Raw genomic sequence first — 19323 nt, forward strand, 5'->3', positions numbered from 1 at the left:
ACGATGAGTGACTCCGTTGTGTACGCCGTTTCCGACGGCGTGGCCACCATCACCCTGAACCGGCCGGACGCGATGAACTCGCTCGACACGCCGACCAAGGTCCTGCTCCGCGACACCGTCCAGGCAGCCGCCGAGGATCCGGCCGTCCGCGTCGTCGTACTGACCGGGACCGGACGTGCGCTCTGCGTCGGGCAGGACCTGAAGGAGCACATCGGGCTGCTGCAGGCGAACGATCAGGCCGCGCTGTGGAGCACCGTGCCGGACCACTACGCGCCGATCGCGCTGGCGCTGGCCGAGATGCCGAAGCCGGTGATTGCCGCGGTCAACGGAGTGGCCGCGGGCGCCGGCGCGTCGATGGCGTTCGCGTGCGACTTCCGCGTCGTCGCCGACACTGCTGGGTTCAACCTCGCGTTCACCGGCATCGCGCTGTCGTGCGACACCGGGATCTCCTGGACGCTCCCCCGGCTGATCGGGCGCGCCAAGGCGCTCGAGCTGCTGTACTTCCCGCGGACCATCCCCGCCGCCGAGTCGCTGGACCTCGGCCTGGCGACTTCCGTCGTACCCGCTGCTGAGCTCGAGCCGGCGGTCGCCGCGTTGGCCGGGAAGCTCGCGAAGGGCCCGACGGTCGCGTACGGCGCCGTACGGCAGTCGGTGAACTTCTCGGCGACGCACACCCTGGCCGAGTCGCTGGCGTTCGAGGCCGGTCAGATGCAGCTGACGGGTGCCACCGAAGACCACCACAACGCCGTCGCCTCCTTCGTCGCCAAGGAGAAGCCAACCTTCACCGGTCGCTGACGACAGGAGGTAGTGCCTCCATCGAGCACCTGAGCGGTCGACACGCCGAGATTTCCACCGTGATAGGCGACTACCTCCTGTCGTTAGCGATGGACCACCTCTTGTAATCGTTTACGTAAGCGATTACAACCTGACCTGTGAGGAAACTGCTGCTGCCTGCCCTGACCGCCGCCACGCTGGTCGGGAGCTTCGTCGTGCCTGGCTCGACCGCCGCGCCTGTGGCCACGCCTGCCGCCGCGCCCGGAGTCATCAAGTCCGCCGCTGTGCGGTCCGCAACTCTCGGCGAGGACATCGACTACAACGTCTATCTGCCGGCCGGGTACGAGGAATCCACGCGCCGGTACCCGGTCGTCTACCTGCTGCACGGGCGCGGGGACTCGATGAGCGCCTGGACGCAGCTGAAGAGCCGGCTCGACGAGCTGATCGGCGCCGGCGAGATCCCGCCGATGATCGCGATCATGCCGGACGCACCGTGGAGCAGCCGGGCGAGCTGGTACGTCGACTCGGCGTACACGGGGACCGATCCGGGTCGTCCGGTGGAGACGGCGTTCTTCCGCGACTTCGTGCCACAGATCGACGCGACGTACCGGACCATCGCCGACCGCACCGGCCGGGCGATCGCCGGGTATTCGATGGGCGGCGCCGGTGCGCTGCGGTACTCGCTCGCGCATCCGGACGTGTTCGGCGCCGCGATCGCCCTGAGCCCGGCGGTGTACTTCCCGTTGCCGCCGGCGGATTCGAGCACCCGCGAGTTCGGTGCCTTCGGCAAGGGTAAGGATCCGTTCGTCGAGGCGACGTACCTGAAGCTGAACTGGCCCGCGGCGCTGAAGTCGTTCGCGGCGACCGGGCTGAAGTCGCACCTGTACATCGCGGTCGGCGACGACGAGTACAAGAACCCGAAGGCGATCGACGCCATCCACGACCTCGACTTCGAGGCGCACATCGTCTTCAACCAGGCGTCCCGGGTGCCGAACCTGACCTCGGAATTCCGCGTCGTCGACGGCGGGCACGACTGGGACGTCTGGGGGCCGACGTTCGTCGAGGGCGCGAAGTACATCTTCCAGTACATCGGCAAGCCGCCGGCCACCCCGATGCGTGCGGCGATCACCGGCACGGCGGGCGACGACCGCGCCGGCGGCATCGCAACTGATGCCTCAGGCAACGTTTATCAGGCGGTCGCGGCAGCGGGTGCGCTGGACGGGCAGCCGTACGCGGGCGGGACGGACGTCGCACTGGTCAAGTACCGCGCGGACGGCTCGCGGGTATGGACCCGGTCGCTCGGGACGAGCGGGACAGAACGCGCGTACGGCGTCGCTGTCGACGCGGACGGGCGCGTCGTGGTGACCGGGTACACGAACGGGGACCTGGATGGGTCGCATGCGGGAACCACCACGGACGATGCGTTCGTGGCGCAGTACGACGCCGATGGGAATCGGCGGTGGCTGACGCAGTTCGGCGTACCGGGGGCTGCTGATCGCGGCTACTCGGTGGCTGTCGACGGCTCTGACATCTACGTCGGCGGCTACACGAAGGGTGCGCTCGGTGGCGCCAATCAGGGCGACAAGGATGTGTTCGTCGCTCGGCTGGATGGTGAGGGACGGCTGGTGTGGCTGCGGCAGACGGGAAGCACCGGCGAGGACAAGGGGATGGCGGTCGCTGTCTCGGGTGGGTCGGTGTATCTGGCTGGGATGACAGCTGGTGCGCTCGGCACCTCGGTTGGTGGACTGGATGGCTTCCTCGCCCGCTACACCACCGATGGCGATCCGGTGTGGGTTCGGCAGTTCGGCACCTCGGCGTCGGACGAGGTGTGGGCTCTGGCCCCAGACCCGAACGGTGGCGTCTATCTGGCCGGCTACACGGCAGGGGACTTTGCCGGAACACTGAGCGGCGACAAGGATCTTCTGATCGCACGTGCCGATTCCGACGGCACGCTGACGTGGCGGGACCAGCTAGGCACACCCACCAACGACAAGGCCGCCGCGCTGGCCGTCGACGCCGCCGGCAACCTCTACGTTGCAGGCTTCACCGACGGCGCGTTGGAGACACCGCTCGGCAAGTTCGACGGCGTGCTGGCGAAGTACTCGCCGGACCACACGCGCACGTGGACACGGCAGTTCGGCACTGCGGACGACGACGCGGCGGACCCGTTCGCCGAGGCGAATCTCTACCTCACCGTCACGCCGACGGGTACCCAGTTGAGTGGGCTGACCGGAACGGATGTGTTCCGGACAGCCTTCACCTCGGATGGCGTCAACAAGCTGCCATAGAACGTTTGGTGGGCTCCCAGACCGCGTTCCGGCCGGGCGAGTCACGGCCGGACAACCACCTGACAGCCGGGGAGCCCGCTGAACACCACATCACGTTCAGTACCCGATGCACAACTCGTTCAGCCGTTTGTGTTCGCGTTTCGCCAAAGTTCCTTTTGCATATGCAGAAGGCACCTGCACGTGCACGAGATTCAGCGGGCTATACAAGTTTTCAGGTGGTCGTTCACGATGCCTGTCGCCTGCATCAACGCGTACGCCGTGGTGGGTCCGACGAAGACGAAACCCTTCTTCTTCAGCGCCTTCGACATGGCCACGGACTCGGGCGTCGTGGCCGGCACATCGACCGGCGTCCGGGGTGCTTTGTGCTCGGCCGGCCGGAACGACCAGAGCAGCTCGGTGAACTCGCCGTCGTCCAGCTCCAGCAGCGCGCGGGCGTTGTTGATCGTCGCGTTGACCTTCAACCGGTTGCGGACGATGCCGGGGTCGGCCATCAGCCGGTCGAAGTCCGAGTCGTCGTACTTCGCGATCGTCTCCGGGTCGAAGTTCGCGAACGCGGCGCGGAAGTTCTCCCGCTTGCGAAGGATCGTGATCCAGGACAGCCCGGACTGGAACCCCTCGAGCGTCATCCGCTCGAACAGCCCGACATCGGTCCGGATCTCCTTGCCCCACTCGTTGTCGTGATACTCGACGTACTCCGGCGCGGACGTCGCCCACCCACACCGCGCCTGCCCGTCGGGGCCGATCACCGTCATCGGGCCTCCCTGCCTGGACTGAGGAGCGCAGGGAGCGCGGCGACCGGAGCGACGAGGGAAGGCCGGGAGTTACAGCCCGATGACCCGCCGCGCCGGAGGCGCGGCATCAGTACCGTCATCGGGCCTCACGCACCAAGCGGCTCAGCGAGACGCGCATCATCAGCTCGAACATCGGTCGCGCCACTACCCATCCGATCCGTCCCAACGGGGGCTGGACGTCCTCCGCCCAGGTGAAGACGCTTCCGGTGGAGACCGGTGTGATCGAGAATGTGCCGGTGCCGCGGACGACCTTGCCGAGATGCTTCACCGTGCACTCTCGCGGCGGATCCCAGTGTGTGATGACCATGTCGTCAGTGAACCCGATGCCACCGACAGAAGTCCGCGCCGCGACCCCACCACCGACGCCCACCCCGTCGTTCTCAGTCCCCCAGACGCGCGTCAGCAGCATCCACCGGGACTGCCGCTTCCAGTCCATCACCAGGTCCCACGCGGCCTCCGGCGTGAGCTGCAGTACAACCGACGCCTCCGCGTGACAACTCCCCGTCCCGTCCATCAGCTCGGCCGCTGATAGGCGCCTTCCCCACCCTCCTCAACCGGCGGCCAAAACTGCCACCCCTCCCCCTCACCCTGCTGCGACGCAGCCTGCGCTGAGCCGGGCTCCTGCTGAGCCGTGGACGCCTGCTGCTGAGCGCCGGACTGCTGCTGAGGGTCGGGCGGCTGCTGAGAGGCGGCTTCGTGCTGAGGAGCTGGCGCCTGCTGCTGACCGGCGGTCTGCTGCTCCCGGACGACGTACTGCGACTCCTGCGCCTGCGTCCAGTGCGTCGCGGGAGCGAACTGCTCGGCCGCTGTCTCCTGCACCTCAGCGGGCGGCGGCATCTGCGTCCAGTGCTGCGCAGGAGCAGACTGTTCGGCGGCCCCCGGCCGCGTGTCCGCCGACTGCTGCACGAGGGCCTGCGGCGACTGCTCCTGCACGAAGGCTTGCGGCGACTGCTCCTGTGCGGCGGCCGACGGCGACTGGCCCTGTGGGGGCTGTTGGGTTGCAGTTTGCGGCGGCTGCTGGCCATCAGGCTGCTGCGTGGGGACCTGCGGCTTCTGTTCGTCTGGCGCCTGCTGCGTGGGGGGCTGCGGCTTCTGCTCGTCCTGCGGCTGCTTCGGGGTACTTGCCGGCTGCTGTTGCGTGCGAGTGGCAGGGGTCCGGCGCGGAGTTACCGGCTGGGACTGCGCCTCCAGGAGGGCACGGGCCTCGGCCTGGAGGCGCTCGTACTCGTCGGCGGCCGCTTCGTGGCTCGTGCGCGGGATCTCCGAGGTCTCCGGCTCGTCGTCGACGTCATCCTCGGCATCTCCCGCGGACTCAGCTCGCGCCGACTCATCGGTCCGCTCCGTAGCCGCCTCAGGAGCCGCCCCGGGAGCCGTCGCAGACACCGGGACACCGACCTGCGGCACCTCACCAGCAGTAGCCGCCGGAGCCTCCGAAGGCTCCGCGGGCTGCGTGGCCTTGCCGGCAGGAGCCGGGAAGTCCCCGCCGACGAGGATCGGCGGGTGAGCCCCGGTGTCCTCGAACTCGGACGAGTCGTACGGCGACTTCGACGTGAACCCAGCCCCGTCCGGCGCATCCACGATCGGAGCGACCGCGCGCTCCAGGTCCGCGATCCGGCGGTCGCGCTCAGCTACCTCTTTCGCGACCCGTTCGAGAAGTGTGTCGACCTCGTCCATCCGGTAGCCGCGGACCCCGACCGCGAACCGCGCCGACTCGATGTCGGCCGACGTGAGCACCTGCCGCGCCGGCACGGTCATGTCGGGCCGGTCGTCGTACGCCGTGCTCATGGCACCCCAACGACCCGAGGCGACTACCGCGACAGCCCCGATCAACACCACGACGATCAGCCCGAAGAACCACATCACGGGTCCGATCGTGCCATGCCGTCCGAGTCAACCGAACCATCACCCGCGATTTCAGCTCCCGTCGGACCCCAGCCGGCGCGCCTTCGCGGACGAGCTGTCCACGTCCTGCGCGGCGACCTCGGCGGCTTCCTCCGCGGCGGCGTCGGCCAGCTCCCCGGCCTTCATGATGTAGCTGATCGCCTCGTCGACGTCGTCGGTGACCGTGAACATGTCCAGATCGGCCGCGGAGATCTTCCCGTCGGCGAGCATCGTGTTCCGCAGCCAGTCGACCAGCCCGCCCCAGTACGCCGTACCGAACAGCACGACCGGGAACGACGTGACCTTCCGCGTCTGGGCCAGCGTGAGCGCCTCGAACAGCTCGTCCAGCGTGCCGAACCCGCCCGGCATCACCACGAACCCCTGCGCGTACTTCACGAACATCGTCTTGCGGGTGAAGAAGTACCGGAAGTTCATCCCGATGTCGACCCACTCGTTCAGGCCGTTCTCGAAGGGCAGCTCGATACCGAGCCCGACCGACACGCCGCCGGCCTCGGAGGCGCCCTTGTTCGCGGCCTCCATCACGCCCGGCCCGCCACCGGTGATGACGGCGTACCCCGCGCCGACCAGCTTCCGCCCGAACTCCTCGGCGGCGGCGTACATCGGGTCGTCGGCCTTGGTCCGCGCCGACCCGAACACGCTGATCGCCGACCCGAGCTCGGCCAGCATGCCGAACCCCTCGATGAACTCCGACTGGATCCGCAGCACCCGCCACGGGTCGGTGTGCACCCAGTCCGACGGGCCGCGGCTGTCCAGCAGCCGCTGCTCGGAGGTGGAGTGCTGCACCTGCTTGCGCCGCATCACGATCGGCCCGCGCTGCTGCTGGCCGACCGGACGGTCGGGGTGGATCGATGGTTCTGACATGCATCCAGATTATGGCCTGACCGGTAACACCTGCGGCTCAGGCGCGGCCCGTCAACCAACTCCTCAACCGCTGTTCACACAGCTCGATCTCGGCCTCGGGCACGAATTCGTCCTGCTTGTGCGCGTACAGCGGGTCGCCGGGCCCGTAGTTCACCGCCGGGACGCCGAGCAGCGTGAACCGCGCCACGTCCGTCCACCCGAACTTCGGCTGCGGCTCTCCCCCGACCACCTGCAGGAACGCCGCCGCGGCCGGCCGCTCCAGCCCCGGCAGCCCACCCGGCGCCGAGTCCGTCACCGCGACGTCGTACCCCTCGAACACCTCCCGCAGGTGCGCCTCGGCCTCCGCCTCGGACCGGCTGGGCGCGAAGCGGTAGTTGATCGTCACCGTGCACAGATCCGGTACGACGTTGCCGGCGACCCCGCCCGTGATCGCGACCGCGTTCAGCCCCTCGCGGTACTCGAGTCCGTCGATCGGCACCCGCCGCGGCTCGTACGCCGCCAGCCGCGCGAGCACCTCGCCCGCGGCATGGATGGCGTTGCGGCCCATCCACGACCGGGCCGAATGCGCGCGCTCGCCGCGGGTGGTGACCTCGATCCGCATGGTGCCCTGGCAACCGGCCTCGACGACGGCGTTCGACGGCTCCATCACGACCGCGAACACGCCCTCGAGCAGCTCGGGGTTGGACCGGGTCAGCTTGAACAGACCGTTGCGCTCGGCCTCGATCTCCTCGCAGTCGTAGAAGACGTAGGTGATGTCCCGATTCGGCTCGTCGAGCGTCGCGGCGAGCCGCAGCGCGACCGCGACACCGCCTTTCATGTCGCAGGCGCCGAGGCCGTGGATCAGGCCGTCGGCGCGGCGGCCCGGGAGGTTGTCGTTGAGCGGCACAGTGTCGAGATGACCGGCGATCACGACCCGCTCGGCGCGGCCGAGATCGGTCCGCGCGACCACGGTGTTCCCGTGCCGGAACACCTTCAGGTGCCCGTACGCCGAGAGCGCCTTCTCGACCTTGTCCGCGATCTTCTCCTCGGTCCCACTCACCGACGAGACGTTGACCAACGCCTCGGTCAGGTCTGGACCGGATGCGGTCAGGTCGAGCTTGGTCATGAAGACTCCTCCGGCGGCAGGAACACGCAGAACTCGTTGCCCTCGGGGTCGGCGCAGACGTGCCAGCCGATCTCGTCGTCCTTGGGCCGCAGCAGTGTCGCACCCGCGTCGAGCACCGGCTGCAGCGCGGGCGCGGTGACATCCCAGTGCACCCTGTTCTTCACGGTCTTCGGCTCGGGCACCGGGACGAAGACCCAGTACCGGAACGGCAGGCCCGGCACGTTCTCGAGCCAGTGATACGGCGTACCCGGTCGACTCATGAAGTCGCCGCCGACCACCTCCGCCCACCAGCGCGCCTGCTTCTCCGGCTCGGCCGAGTCGACCACGAGCTCCATCAGCCGGTACGCCGGAACCGTGTCGCGGACGAACCCGCAGAACTCCCCGCCCTCGGGATCGGTCATCACCGTCCAGCGCTGCTCGTCCGTGGCCGGGGTCAGGATCGCCGCGCCGGCCCGCTCGAGGTCCTCGATCGCGCCGGTGATCAGGTCGAGGTGGACCCGGTTCTTGACCGTCCTCGACTCCGGGACCTTGCACATCCAGATCGTCTTCTCCGGGGCGTCGCCGACGAGCACGTTCGGGTTGTCGGCGGGCGCGGTCAGGCCAATCACCCGGCCCCAGAACGCGGCCATCTCACTCGGTGACGAGACGTCGACACACAAGTCCTTGAAACGAGCGATGGTCATGACCGACAGGCTATCCGGCGTGCCGTTTGCGGTAGTGACGGTTCACCCGTTCGCGATTCCCGCAGGACGCCGAACACCAGGTCTGCCGTGGATCGTCCTGCAGGAAGTACTTGACACAGCGAGCAGCCGGGCAGGCTCGGAGTCGCGCTCGATCCGGGCCGGTCAGGAACTCGATCGTCGACCGCCCCACGGCGCCCACCAGCACCGCCACCGGCTCCGCGGCTCCCCCGGACCACTCGACAACCGGCTCCCCGCCTTCCTGCCACACCAGTTTCTGTGTCCCCAGGCGGCCGGCAGCCCGGTTGATCATCCGCAGTGCCGCGTCGACATCCATCAACCGATGAGCATCGGCCTTGCTCGGCGGCTCAGGCGCGACAGTCCGCGCGAACAACGCCCGCACGGCGCGTCGTACCTGGACAAGCTCCTCGCGCACCTCCCCACCTACCGCGAGCGGCCGTCCCAGTACCTCCGTGACCTCGTCCTGGTGGTCAGCGAGCCACGCGGCCGCCTCCGCGGGCGTCGCGAGGAGATCGGCGACGCCGCCGCGGCCGTCGTGCTTGATGGTCGCGGCGAGGGCGAAGGCCAGCGTGGTCATCAGGTGATTCTAATGGGATATCTGGTTGCTGCCATGTGAATACATCGCTTAGGGTCTCGAAGCGTGACCGACCTCCGCACCCGGCTGCGCGCCGTACCGACGCTGACCGGCACCCCACCGACCTGGAATCCCGCAAGTGCTCCCGAGACGCCGCACCCGATCTTCGTCGAGTGGCTGCTGACGGCGATCGACGAGCAGGTGCCCGAGCCGTGCGCCGCGACCCTGTCGACGGTCCGAGCCGACGGCCGGCCGAACGGGCGGGTCCTGATCCTCAAGAACGTGACGGACGACGGGTGGCAGTTCGCGTCGACGTCGACCAGCCGCAAGGGCGAGGAGCTGGCGACCTCGCCGTACGCCGCTCTGACGTTCTACTGGATCCCGCTGGGACGGCAGGTCCGCGTGCTCGGGAGGGTCGAGGCCGCGGAGCCGGAGGATTCGGCGCGGGACTTCCTCATGCGGCCCGAGGCAGCTCGGGCCGAGGCATTGGTCGGGTTGCAGAGCGCCGTACTCGAGGATCCTGCGGACATCGACCGCGCGGTGAAGGAGCAGTCGGAGCGGATCGCCGCCGAGCCCGAACTGGTCGCGCCGAACTGGACGCTCTACACGCTGCGCGCCGAGGAGGTCGAGTTCTGGCAGGCCGATCCGGACCGCCGGCATACGCGTCTGCGGTACCGCCTCGAGGACCAGTGGACGAAGGAGCTCTTGTGGCCCTGACCGACGTACGCGCCGCCGCCGAGCAACTGCTCGCACTGGTCGCGGACCTGGACGAGCCGACCGCCCGCGGCGCTTCGTCCCTGCCCGGATGGTCCCGCGGTCACGTGATCACGCACATCGCCTACTTCTCCGAGGCAATGACCCGTCAGGTGGACGAAGCCCTCCAGGGTCGCCTGATCGAGATGTACGACGGCGGCCGACCGGAGCGGGACGCGTCCATCGAAGCCGGCGCGGACCGCTCCGCCGCCGACCTCCGCGCTCATCTAACGGCGGCAGTCACCACGCTGCTCTCCTCCTGGGACAAGGTCAGCCCCACCGACTGGCCCCTCCCCATCCTCCACCGCAACAGCAACCTCGCCGCCGGCCTCCAAGCCACCTGGCGAGAACTAACCATCCACACCACAGACCTAGACCTGGGTGTGACCCCTGCAAGCTGGTCCTCCTCGTTCTGCCTCCACCTGCTCGACTTCCTCCGCCCCCGCACCCCCGACGGCATCCACTTGGTCCTCAAGTCCCCCACCGCCACGTGGGAGAACGGCTCCGGCGAAGAGGTAGAGCTGACCGGCGCGCTCACAGACCTAACCGCCTGGTACGCCGGCCGCACCACCCCAAGCCCGATCACCGGACCCGAGCCGCAGCTCCTCCCCTGGCCTTAGCAACAACAGCAGACCTGCAGCACTCATCAACCGTGGGCATTGGCCGACCAAAGCTCACGGCCGCGCGTGCCGCCACGCCCGGCCAGCCGGTTGGTGAGTGGCTGGGGTCCGCACGCGAACGCGGCTCGCGACCGAGGTCGCTCCGTCCGTGAGCTTTCCGGAAAGAAGTCGTCGGTGGGTGACGACTTCTTTCCGGAGAGCGCGTCAGCTGACGGTGAAGTCGTCTACCTGGATCCAGGTGTCCAGGTTGGGGGCGTTGAAGCCGGCGTAGACCGTTAGCTCGTGGGTGTTGGCGGGGACCTTTACCGTCACCTCGTGGTGGACGTAGCCGGTGCCTGCGCCGAAAGTGGTGCTGGCCAGGTCTGTGGTGCCGGCGCGGACGCCGAAGCGGCCCTGGTCTGCCGGCAGGTTGGCCGAGGCGTTGATCCACGCGCCGAAGGTGTACGTCGCGCCGGGCGTGACCGGGACCGTCTGGTACAGGTCGCTGAAACCCGTGCAGGTGCAGCGGATCCAGCCGTTGTTGGCGCCGGAGTGGGCGAAGCCGAGACCCCGGTCGACGCCGTTGGCCGCAGTACCTTCGAACAGCCACGCCGGCTTGCCGCCGCCGGTGCCTTCGAACCCGCCGTCCGCCAACTGGGACACGAACCGCACCGCGAGCTCAGAGACCGTCGTGTACGAACGGGTCCCGCCAGGCAGGCCGATCACCCGCACCCCATCGGTCTCCTGCACGGGGAACGTGATCGTGTACGTCGTGTTCGCCCCGGCCGACGCATCCCCCGGGTACGCCGGTGAGACGGTCTGCGAACCGACCTCGACCCATTCGCCGTTCTGCTTGACCTGGACGCGCGGCCGCCCGGTGAAGTACCCGCCCTCGGCCGACACCGCGCCCGACGTGAACTCGACGTTGTTCACCTTGTGCTTGGCGGGCCACTCGTAGCCCCACCACGACGTGCCCTTCACCTCGTCGTCGAAGTCGGACTCGCTGCCGGTACGAGCGCCGTCGTTCATCAACGCGAGACTCCCCGACTGTGTCGACTTGGAGATCGCGACCGCACCGGTCGACGGCGCCGCGAGGTTGTCGGACCCGGGCAGGTTCGCGGCCGGGGTGCCGACCGACGGCGTCAGGACCAGTTTGCGCAGGTTGAAGTTGTACACCGACGTACCGATCCCACCGCCGCCGCACGGGCAGACGTTCGCCTGGATGTACATCGTCTTGCCGTCCGGCTGGACGAACTTCGACGGGATCGTCACGCCGTACCCGCCGTACTTCGACGTCGACCACGGATACCCGCCGAAGTCCTTGCTCATGAAGTGCTTCCACGGACCCCACGGCGTCGGCGACTCGTAGAACTCGAAGGTGTACTCCGTCCAGGACGTGTAGACGTACCGCTTCTGCTTCGCGAGGTACGTGACTCCGCCCTGGCTGATCACGCTCAGGTTCGACGCGTTCGTGCCGTACGTCTGCGCGTACAACCGTCGCGTGTCGGTCAGCACCGGTTTGCGATCCGCGATCTTCGCCGACCAGCCGGAGCCGGTGTAGAACTTCCACGCGCCGCGGTCCTGCACCTTGTTCTTGGGCACCCGCGCCAGGAACACGCTCTGCGGATCGGCCACCGTGTCGTCGAACGAATCCCGCCAGTTGCCGTCCAGCCCGTACGCGTACACGTAGCCGTCGGGAGCCAGCGCGCCGCCCTTGCCGAAGTCCGCGAACCAGATCGTCGTGAAGACATGGTCGGAGAACATCGGCTGCTTCTTGTCCCACGTCCACGTCTTGCCGTGGTCCGTCGACTTCAGGATCGTTGCGGCCGGCACGTCGTTGAAGTCGAGCGCCAGGTCCTGCACGGCGAGGTACAGCGTGTCGCCGACGCACACCATCCCGGTCGGCTTCCGGTTGTACCCGGCGCCGCTCCAGACCGATCCGACCTGGTCGCCCTTCGAGATCGTTGCCCCGGACAAGTTTCCGGGAGTGCCGTTGATCTCGCTGACCGCGATGTCGGCGAAGTCCCCGTCGGTGCTGAAACCTTTGCCGTCACCGTTGGCGGCGTACAACTTGTCGTTGCCGGCCCAGCAGGACGGCCACAGGTCACCGTCGCTGCTGCTGGGCGTGCCCTTCGACTCCACCTGCGCGGTGCCGATCGAACCCGCCATACCATACGGTTTGGTATGTCCTGTCGAGGCTGCCATACCATACGGTTTGGTATGGTCAGCGGCGCCGGAGGACTGGGTGAGGAGGGTCGCCGTTCCGAAGACCAGCGGCAGGACGGCAAGCAGTGCCCCACGTTTCATGACATGCGCCCTTCACTTGAGGCCGGTCGTCTTCATCGCGTCGACCAGACGGCGCTGGCCCGCGACGAACACCACGACCGTGGGAATGGCCGCGATCACGGCGGCCGCGAGAATGAGGTTCCAGGCGGAGGCGTACTGCCCCTGCATGCCGGAGACACCGAGCTGGATCACCCGCAGGTCCGGGTTCCGGGTGATGGTGAGCGGCCAGAGGAACGCGTTCCAGTTGGCCAGGAAGAACAGCACCGACAGCGACGCGAGCACCGGCCGGCTGAGCGGCAGGATGACGCTCCAGTACCGCCGCCAGTACCCGCAGCCGTCCAGGTCGGCCGCTTCCTCGAGCTCGCGTGGGATGTTCAGGTAGTACTGCCGGAGCAGGAAGATCCCGAACGCGTGGAAGATGCTCGGCACGATCAGCCCGGCGTAACTGTCCAGCAGACCTAGTTGCTTTGCAACTAGAAACAACGGAACTAGTATCACCGGCAGCGACACGAGCAGCGTCGACATGATCCCGGAGAAGATGATCCCGCGCCCGGGGAACCGCAGCCGGGCCAGCGCGTACGCCGCCATGCTGTGGAAGAACAGTGCGACCACGGTGACCGTCACTGACACGATCGCGGAGTTCAGCATGAACCGCGGCATCGGGATCTTCAGCAGCACGTACTGCAGGTTGTCCAGCGTCCAGGTCGAAGGCCACCCGAAGTTGAACACGTCCTCGGCAGGCTTCAACGCACTGATCAGGATCCATACCAGCGGCGCCACCGCGATGATCGCGAGGACGTGGGCCAGGATCGGGAAGAATCTAATCCTCATCGAAGCGACCTCCTCGGGTGAAGCCGAACATCAGGCCGGTGCAGACGACGAGGATCGCGACGACCACGGTCGTCAGCGCGGCGGCGTACCCCATGTTGTTGAAGGTGAACGCCTGCTCGTAGATGTAGAGCACCACCGTGCTGGTTGCGCGGGCCGGGCCTCCCTTGGTCAGCACGAAGACCAGGTCGAACGCCTGCAGGCCGGTGACCGCGCCGATCGTCGAGTTCACCACGACGAAGAAGCTGGTCGGCCGGAGCAGCGGCCAGATCACGTACCGGAACCGTTGCCAGGAGCCCGCACCGTCGATCTCGGCGGCATCCTCGAGCTCCTTCGGCACATCCTTCAACCCGGCCAGGAACACCAGCATCTGGTATCCCATCAGGAACCAGACGCTGATCACCACATACGTGCCGAGGGCAAGGGACGGCGTACCGAGGAAGGACACGTCGCCAAGGCCGAACGGCGCCAGGATCTTCGAGAGCGCGCCGCGCTTGTCGACCAGCAGGAACTGCCAGATCAGGCCGACCACCACCAGGCTGACCACATTCGGCAGGAAGAAGGCCGAGCGGACCCAGCCGATGCCCTTGAAGTGGTTGCGGACCAGCATGGCCAGCGCGAAGCTCACCACGAACGCGATCGGCACGAACGTGACGACGTAGATCGCCGTGACCTTCAACGAGGCCCAGAGCTGGTCGTCCCCGGCCATCAGCTTGTAGTTGGCCAAGCCGACGTACTGATAGTTGCCGAAGCCATCGACCTTGAAGAACGCGACCCCGAAGGCGAGCACCATCGGGATCGCGACGAAGATCAGCAGGCCGATGGTGTCCGGCGCGAGGAAGGCGTACGCCGCCAGCGCCTCGCGCCGTTTCCGCGTCATCCCGGCCTTCGGCTTCGCTCGCGCTTTCACGGCAGGCTTGGACGGAGGGGCTGTCGTGGTCACCATCAGCTGATCGGCGCGCCCTGGTAGGTCTTCAGGAAGGTGTCGATCTTCTCCGCCGCGTCGGCCGCCGCCTTGGCCGGGTCGGCCGCGTTCAGCTGGCAGGCCTGGATCGCGTCGGCGATCGGCTGGTACACCTCCGGTGGGAACCGCGGCTCCGGCTTGCCGGTCGGCGCGATCTGGCTGACGAACTTCTTCAGCGCGCCGTCGGCGAAGGCGCCCTTCGCGTCCGCGGCCTGCTGCACCGACTTGCGCGGCGGCAGGTTGGTCTTGACCACGGTGTTCCACTGCCGCTGCCGCTCGACACCGGCCGCGTCGGTCGAGCCGAGCGCCCACGCGATGAACTTCGCCGCGGCCTCCGGGTTCTTGCCCTTGGAGTTGGCGACGAACGCCCAGCCGCCGAGGTCCGTCGCCGCCTTGCCGCCGTCCGGCGTGGGCAGCGGAATGATGCCGTACTTGAAGTTCTTCGCCTTGGTCCGCATGTCCGCGACCGCCCAGATCCCGCTCTGCTGCATCGCGGCCGCGCCGGAGCCGAGGTTCGAGACCACGTCGCCGCCGCCGTCACCGAGGGCCTTGCGCGGGGCGACCTTGTTCTTGATGGTGTCGCCCCAGAACTTCAGCGCCTGGACGGCGGCCGGCGAGTCGAATGCGGACTTGCCGTCCTTGACCGCGTTGCCGTCGCCCTGCCACATGAACGGATACCAGGTGAAGTTCTGGTAGTAGCCGGGCAGGGTCTCGAACATCACGCCGTACCGCTTGCTGTTGGTCAGCTTCTGCGCGATCGCGATGGTCTGGTCCCAGGTCTTGGGCAGGTCGGCCTCGGACAGGCCGGCCGACTCGAACGCGGCCTCGCTGTAGTACATCGCAAGCGGCTCGATCTCCATCGGCAGGCCGTAGACCTTGCCGTCGACGCTGCGCGCCTCGAGCAGACCGGGCAGGTAGTCCTTCCTGGCCTCGTCCGGCAACGCGGAGCCGAGGTCCTGCAGGACGCCGCCGTTGGAGTAGCGGAGGAAGTCGCCGGGGCTGATCAGGAAGATGTCCGGGCCCTGCCCCGACTGGAACGCGGTCTGCAGGGTGGTCCCGTTGAGGTAGTCCTTGCCGGGGATGTAGCGCAGCTTGACCTGGACGTCGTTGTTCTTGTTCCACTCGGCGACGGTGTCGACGAACCACTTGCTCTGCGGTCCTTGGTCGTCGGACGGTCCGTAGAAGTTCCAGAACGACATCTCCTTGGCGTTGCCGCCGGCGTCGTCACCGCCACAGGCGGACAGCAGCGGTACGCCGGCAGCCGTCGCGGCGAAGGCGCCCAGTCCGCCGCGCAGGACGGAGCGGCGGCTGAACTGCCTGGCAGGGGAGGGTGTTGCGGCCATCAGGTGCTCCAGGGGTCTCTCGAACGGCCTAGCCGTGGGCTTCGAGGGGCAATCGATTTCTCGCAATCTACGATCGGCGGCCTGGCCGGTCAAGGGCTGAGTCGGTGACCATGTGATCAACTCTGGCGATTTCCCGCGTGCTGACAAGGGATTCGACCTAGGTGCAGGCGTTGACACCGATCGGCCGCACTGCCTAATCTGCGGAAATCGATTTCTGAGATGAGAGGCGCTGGGATGCCAGTTGTGCCGAACCGTGCGTCCGCCCACCGCACGGCCGACGAGCTGTCCAGGGACCTGGTGGCACGAGGACTTCAAGCGGCGCGCGACGCCATCGAGACCGAGGCAGCGGCCGTCTCGGCGCTCGCGGACCGGCTGGACGGGGTCTTCTTGGAGGTGCTGATCGCGGTCGCCCGGTGCGAGGGTCATCTGGTGGTGACCGGTCTCGGAAAGTCCGGTCTGGTCGGGCGGAAGATCGCCGCCACGCTGGCGAGCACCGGTACGCCGGCCACCTTCATCCACTCCGGCGACGCACTACACGGGGACTCCGGCGCTGTGACCTCGCGCGACATCGTCCTGGCGCTCTCTGCATCCGGCGAGACCGCCGAGGTGTGCGCGTTCGCTCGGATGCTGCGGGAGCGGGCGATCCCGGTGATCGCGATGACCGGGCGGGAAGAGTCGACGCTGGCGCAGTTGGCGACGTACACGCTCGACACCATGGTGCTGCGCGAGGCGGATCCCTTGAATCTGGCGCCGACCGCGTCGACCACCGCCTCGTTGGCGATGGGCGATGCGTTGGCGTGCGCTCTCGTCGTACTGCGATCGTTCAGCCATCACGACTTCGCCCAGTTCCATCCATCCGGTGCCCTGGGCAAGCGTCTCGCCGAGGACCAGGCATGAACGACGTGTGCGTGCTCGGTTCGTTCATGAAGGATCTGGTCGCGTCGGCGGAGCGGCGGCCGCTGCCGGGAGAGACGCTGCACGGGACCGGGTTCGCGGAGTTCCTCGGCGGCAAGGGCGTGAACCAGGCGATCGCGGCGGCGCGGATGGGTGCGCGGACGGCAATCGTCGGCACGATCGGCGACGACCGGTACGGCGAGGAGTTCCTCGAACTGCTCTCGTCGAACGGCGTCGACACCTCGTGGATCGTGCGGCACCCCTCGCTGGGAACCGGCGTCGGGCTACCGCTGGTGCTGCCCGACGGCGGGAACTCGATCATCATCGTGTCCCGCGCGAACGCGGCGATCACCACTTCGGACGTCGAGGCCGCGACGGAGGTGCTCACCTCCAGCAAGGTGCTCAGCGTCCAGCTCGAGCTCCCGGTCGAGGCGAGCCACACCGCCCTCCGGCTCGCCTCGACCGCGGGCGTCACCACGGTCCTGACTCCGGCTCCGGTCGGGCCGGTGGATCATTCGCTGGCTGGGTTGGCAGGGTACGTCGACATCCTGGTGCCGAACGAAGTCGAGGCGGCCGCCCTCACCGGACTCGACTGCGACGACGACTCGCAGGTGCCGATGATCGCCCGCAAGCTCGCCGAGGACTGGGATCTTCGCGGCTGTGTGGTCACGCTCGGCTCGCGCGGAGCGTATGTGCTGGACCGCGCCGGCAGCTTTGAGGAGCGGATCCCGGCTTATGACGTCGCGACCGTCGACACGGTCGGCGCGGGCGACGCCTTTTGCGGTTCGCTGGCCGCGTCGCTCGCGGACGGCGCGGGCCTCGTCGACGCCGTACGACTCGCGAACGCCGCCGGCGCCCTCTCGACCACCGTCAACGGCGCCGCCGACTCGGCCCCTGCCCGCGCCGCCGCCCTAGCCCTGCTGGACTCGGCCGCGTCATGAGATCCTTTGTGCCCGCGGGATGCCGTTGCACGGTGGTCCGTGGGCGCAAGAGTCGGGATCGGAGTTAGAGTGCGATCCAGACGACCATCGGATCTCCAGCGGGGAGCGGGTATGACGACGATCTACGACGTCGCGCGTAGGTCGGGGGTGTCTCCGGCGACGGTGTCGCGGGTCCTGAGCGGCCGGCGCAACGTCGACCCCGAGCTGTCCGAGAAGGTACGCGCAGCCGTCGCGGAGCTCGGCTACCGTCCGAACGGCGTCGCCCGGAACCTGCGCAAGTCCTCCACGAACCTGTGGGCCGTCGTCATCTCCGACATCGAGAACCCGTTCTTCACCTCGTTGGTGCGCGGGCTCGAAGATGTTGCGCAGACCGAGGGGTATCACGTCGTACTGTGCAATTCCGACGAGGACCCGGCCAAGGAAGCTGCCTACGCCTCGGCTGTATTGACTGATCAGATGGCGGGTGTGGTGATCTCGCCGACGTCGACCGCTGAGGGTGTACAGCTGCTTGCAGACGCCAAGATCCCGCTGGTGATGATCGACCGACGGGTTGAGGGGGTCGAGGCGGACACTGTGCTTGTCGATAACGAGCATGGGGCGTTTGAGGGCGTCAAGCACTTGATCGACGGCGGGTATCGGCGGATCGCCTGTATTACCGGGCCGCGGAAGGTCTCTACTGCGATGGATCGGCTGGGCGGGTATCGGTCCGCGCTGCGTGCGGGCGGGATCCGGTACGACAAGGATCTGGTCCGGCACGCCGACTTCCGCGAGGCCGGCGGGTACGCCGCGATGGAAAGCCTGCTCGAGCTGGCTGACCCGCCGGAAGCGCTCTTCGCCACGAACAACTTGATGACCGTCGGCGCGCTGGAATGCCTGGCCCGCAAGGGCCTCCGGGCCCCCGACGACATCGCCGTGGTCGGCTTCGACGACATCCCCTGGGCAGACCTCGTCGTACCCAGCCTCACCACCGTCGCCCAACCGACGTACGAGCTAGGCCGCACCGCCGGAATGCTCCTAAAAGACCGCACCGCCTCCCCCGGCCGCCCACCCTCCACAGTCACCCTCCGCACCGAACTCCACATCCGCGCCACCTCAGCCCCAAAGAAGTAACCACCGGACGCTCTTGGGGACGAGTTGAGGTTGTCGCGGCGGCTTACCGGGCGGGGTTGGATGCTAGCTCGGGTTTGCCGTTGGTGTTCAGCGGTACGGGGTTCAGGCTCGGGCGGTTGGCGTTCGAGCGGCAGCCGCAGGTTGACGGTGACGCCACGCTGTTGAACACGCACATACCGAGCAGCCGGGAGCCGTTGAGCGATGCGGCGTGCGATGTGTCGTTCGCTCGGGCGCTCGAGGTAGCCACCAAGTTTCCCGAGGACGTCGCCGGGTTTGTGTGTCACTCGTGGTTGATGGATACGCAGTTGGCGCAGTACCTGCCGGTGTCTTCGAACATCATCCGGTTTCAGCGGCGGTTCAGCGGGTTCGGCGATCGGGTGGAGGCTGATTGGGCGCCGCTCGAGCACGTGTTCCACCGGCGGTACGACGGTTCCGTCGTACCGCTGGCTTTGCTGGACGAAGTACCGCAGCGCACGACGCTCGAACACGCAATCGTCAAGCATCTCCGCCAGGGCCGCCACTGGTACAACCAGGCCGGCGCGATTCGCCGAGTCGTGCCGGAAGGTTGATGGTCGGTCCGCCGAGTCGTGGATAGAGGCGCATTCTCCG

Annotated in this window: 19 protein-coding genes; 8 read left to right on the forward strand and 11 right to left on the reverse strand. The window is 67.8% G+C overall.

Going from position 1 to position 19323, the window contains the following annotated elements; genetic code table 11:
• Positions 1-3 precede the first annotated feature (3 nt).
• Together ACIA58_RS35610 and ACIA58_RS35615 are read left to right on the forward strand one after the other, a co-directional pair.
• On the forward strand, positions 4-795 hold the full coding sequence (locus ACIA58_RS35610) for an enoyl-CoA hydratase/isomerase family protein (protein WP_396408246.1): 792 nt from the start codon (positions 4-6) through the stop codon (positions 793-795).
• Between the two features lie 137 nt (positions 796-932).
• Positions 933-3062 (forward strand): alpha/beta hydrolase-fold protein, encoded by a 2130-nt coding sequence (locus tag ACIA58_RS35615; RefSeq protein ID WP_396408247.1) that lies wholly within the window; start codon positions 933-935, stop codon positions 3060-3062.
• Positions 3063-3253: 191 nt separating this feature from the next.
• Here the strand turns inward: ACIA58_RS35615 and ACIA58_RS35620 are convergent, their stop codons facing one another.
• The 7 genes from ACIA58_RS35620 to ACIA58_RS35650 all read right to left on the reverse strand — a co-directional run bounded on the left by ACIA58_RS35620 (position 3254) and on the right by ACIA58_RS35650 (position 8999).
• A complete protein-coding gene (locus ACIA58_RS35620; protein WP_396408248.1) occupies positions 3254-3814 on the reverse strand; it encodes a DNA-3-methyladenine glycosylase I in 561 nt (186 codons plus the stop codon).
• 115 nt (positions 3815-3929) lie between these two features.
• Positions 3930-4367: an SRPBCC family protein gene (locus ACIA58_RS35625; RefSeq protein WP_396408249.1), complete on the reverse strand. Its 438-nt coding sequence runs from the start codon at positions 4365-4367 to the stop codon at positions 3930-3932.
• Complete coding sequence (locus tag ACIA58_RS35630; RefSeq protein WP_396408715.1) at positions 4367-5713, reverse strand: DivIVA domain-containing protein; 1347 nt, start codon at positions 5711-5713, stop codon at positions 4367-4369. The genes ACIA58_RS35625 and ACIA58_RS35630 overlap by 1 nt, the downstream gene beginning before the upstream one ends.
• A 54-nt stretch (positions 5714-5767) precedes the next feature.
• The gene (locus ACIA58_RS35635) at positions 5768-6616 is read right to left on the reverse strand and encodes a TIGR00730 family Rossman fold protein (RefSeq protein WP_396408250.1); all 849 of its coding nucleotides are present in this window, start codon (positions 6614-6616) and stop codon (positions 5768-5770) included.
• Positions 6617-6653: 37 nt separating this feature from the next.
• Entirely contained in the window at positions 6654-7721 is a 1068-nt protein-coding gene (gene dapE / locus ACIA58_RS35640) for a succinyl-diaminopimelate desuccinylase (protein WP_396408251.1), read from the reverse strand.
• Positions 7718-8404: a VOC family protein gene (locus ACIA58_RS35645; RefSeq protein WP_396408252.1), complete on the reverse strand. Its 687-nt coding sequence runs from the start codon at positions 8402-8404 to the stop codon at positions 7718-7720. The genes dapE and ACIA58_RS35645 overlap by 4 nt, the downstream gene beginning before the upstream one ends.
• A 10-nt stretch (positions 8405-8414) precedes the next feature.
• Entirely contained in the window at positions 8415-8999 is a 585-nt protein-coding gene (locus ACIA58_RS35650; RefSeq protein WP_396408253.1) for a CGNR zinc finger domain-containing protein, read from the reverse strand.
• A 63-nt stretch (positions 9000-9062) separates the two neighbouring features.
• Here ACIA58_RS35650 and ACIA58_RS35655 point away from each other — a divergent pair, with 63 nt between their 5' ends.
• Together ACIA58_RS35655 and ACIA58_RS35660 are read left to right on the forward strand one after the other, a co-directional pair.
• A complete protein-coding gene (locus ACIA58_RS35655; RefSeq protein ID WP_396408254.1) occupies positions 9063-9713 on the forward strand; it encodes a pyridoxal 5'-phosphate synthase in 651 nt (216 codons plus the stop codon).
• A complete protein-coding gene (locus tag ACIA58_RS35660; RefSeq protein ID WP_396408255.1) occupies positions 9704-10369 on the forward strand; it encodes a maleylpyruvate isomerase family mycothiol-dependent enzyme in 666 nt (221 codons plus the stop codon). The genes ACIA58_RS35655 and ACIA58_RS35660 overlap by 10 nt, the downstream gene beginning before the upstream one ends.
• A 204-nt stretch (positions 10370-10573) precedes the next feature.
• On the opposite strand, the gene ACIA58_RS35665 is transcribed toward ACIA58_RS35660, so the two are convergent.
• The 4 genes from ACIA58_RS35665 to ACIA58_RS35680 all read right to left on the reverse strand — a co-directional run bounded on the left by ACIA58_RS35665 (position 10574) and on the right by ACIA58_RS35680 (position 15769).
• The gene (locus ACIA58_RS35665) at positions 10574-12517 is read right to left on the reverse strand and encodes a DUF4185 domain-containing protein (RefSeq protein ID WP_396408256.1); all 1944 of its coding nucleotides are present in this window, start codon (positions 12515-12517) and stop codon (positions 10574-10576) included.
• A gap of 150 nt (positions 12518-12667) precedes the next feature.
• Positions 12668-13465, reverse strand: a complete 798-nt coding sequence (locus ACIA58_RS35670; protein ID WP_396408257.1) for a carbohydrate ABC transporter permease — start codon at positions 13463-13465, stop codon at positions 12668-12670.
• Positions 13455-14372, reverse strand: a complete 918-nt coding sequence (locus ACIA58_RS35675) for a carbohydrate ABC transporter permease (RefSeq protein WP_396408258.1) — start codon at positions 14370-14372, stop codon at positions 13455-13457. Before ACIA58_RS35675 ends, ACIA58_RS35670 begins: the two co-directional genes overlap by 11 nt.
• A gap of 35 nt (positions 14373-14407) precedes the next feature.
• The gene (locus tag ACIA58_RS35680) at positions 14408-15769 is read right to left on the reverse strand and encodes an ABC transporter substrate-binding protein (protein WP_396408259.1); all 1362 of its coding nucleotides are present in this window, start codon (positions 15767-15769) and stop codon (positions 14408-14410) included.
• Between the two features lie 234 nt (positions 15770-16003).
• On the opposite strand from ACIA58_RS35680, the gene ACIA58_RS35685 reads away from it, so the two are divergent.
• The 4 genes from ACIA58_RS35685 (at position 16004) to ACIA58_RS35700 (ending at position 19283) form a co-directional block, all read left to right on the forward strand.
• Positions 16004-16666 carry an SIS domain-containing protein gene (locus ACIA58_RS35685; protein WP_396408260.1) on the forward strand — a complete coding sequence of 221 codons (663 nt, stop codon included), beginning with the start codon at positions 16004-16006 and terminating at the stop codon, positions 16664-16666.
• Positions 16663-17604 (forward strand): ribokinase, encoded by a 942-nt coding sequence (locus ACIA58_RS35690; RefSeq protein ID WP_396408261.1) that lies wholly within the window; start codon positions 16663-16665, stop codon positions 17602-17604. Before ACIA58_RS35685 ends, ACIA58_RS35690 begins: the two co-directional genes overlap by 4 nt.
• A 111-nt stretch (positions 17605-17715) precedes the next feature.
• Positions 17716-18714 carry a LacI family DNA-binding transcriptional regulator gene (locus tag ACIA58_RS35695; protein WP_396408262.1) on the forward strand — a complete coding sequence of 333 codons (999 nt, stop codon included), beginning with the start codon at positions 17716-17718 and terminating at the stop codon, positions 18712-18714.
• Positions 18715-18797: 83 nt separating this feature from the next.
• Entirely contained in the window at positions 18798-19283 is a 486-nt protein-coding gene (locus tag ACIA58_RS35700) for a hypothetical protein (protein ID WP_396408263.1), read from the forward strand.
• The last annotated feature ends 40 nt before the right edge of the window (positions 19284-19323 follow it).

The sequence above is a fragment of the Kribbella sp. NPDC051586 genome, assembly GCF_044453965.1.
GTDB lineage: Bacteria > Actinomycetota > Actinomycetes > Propionibacteriales > Kribbellaceae > Kribbella.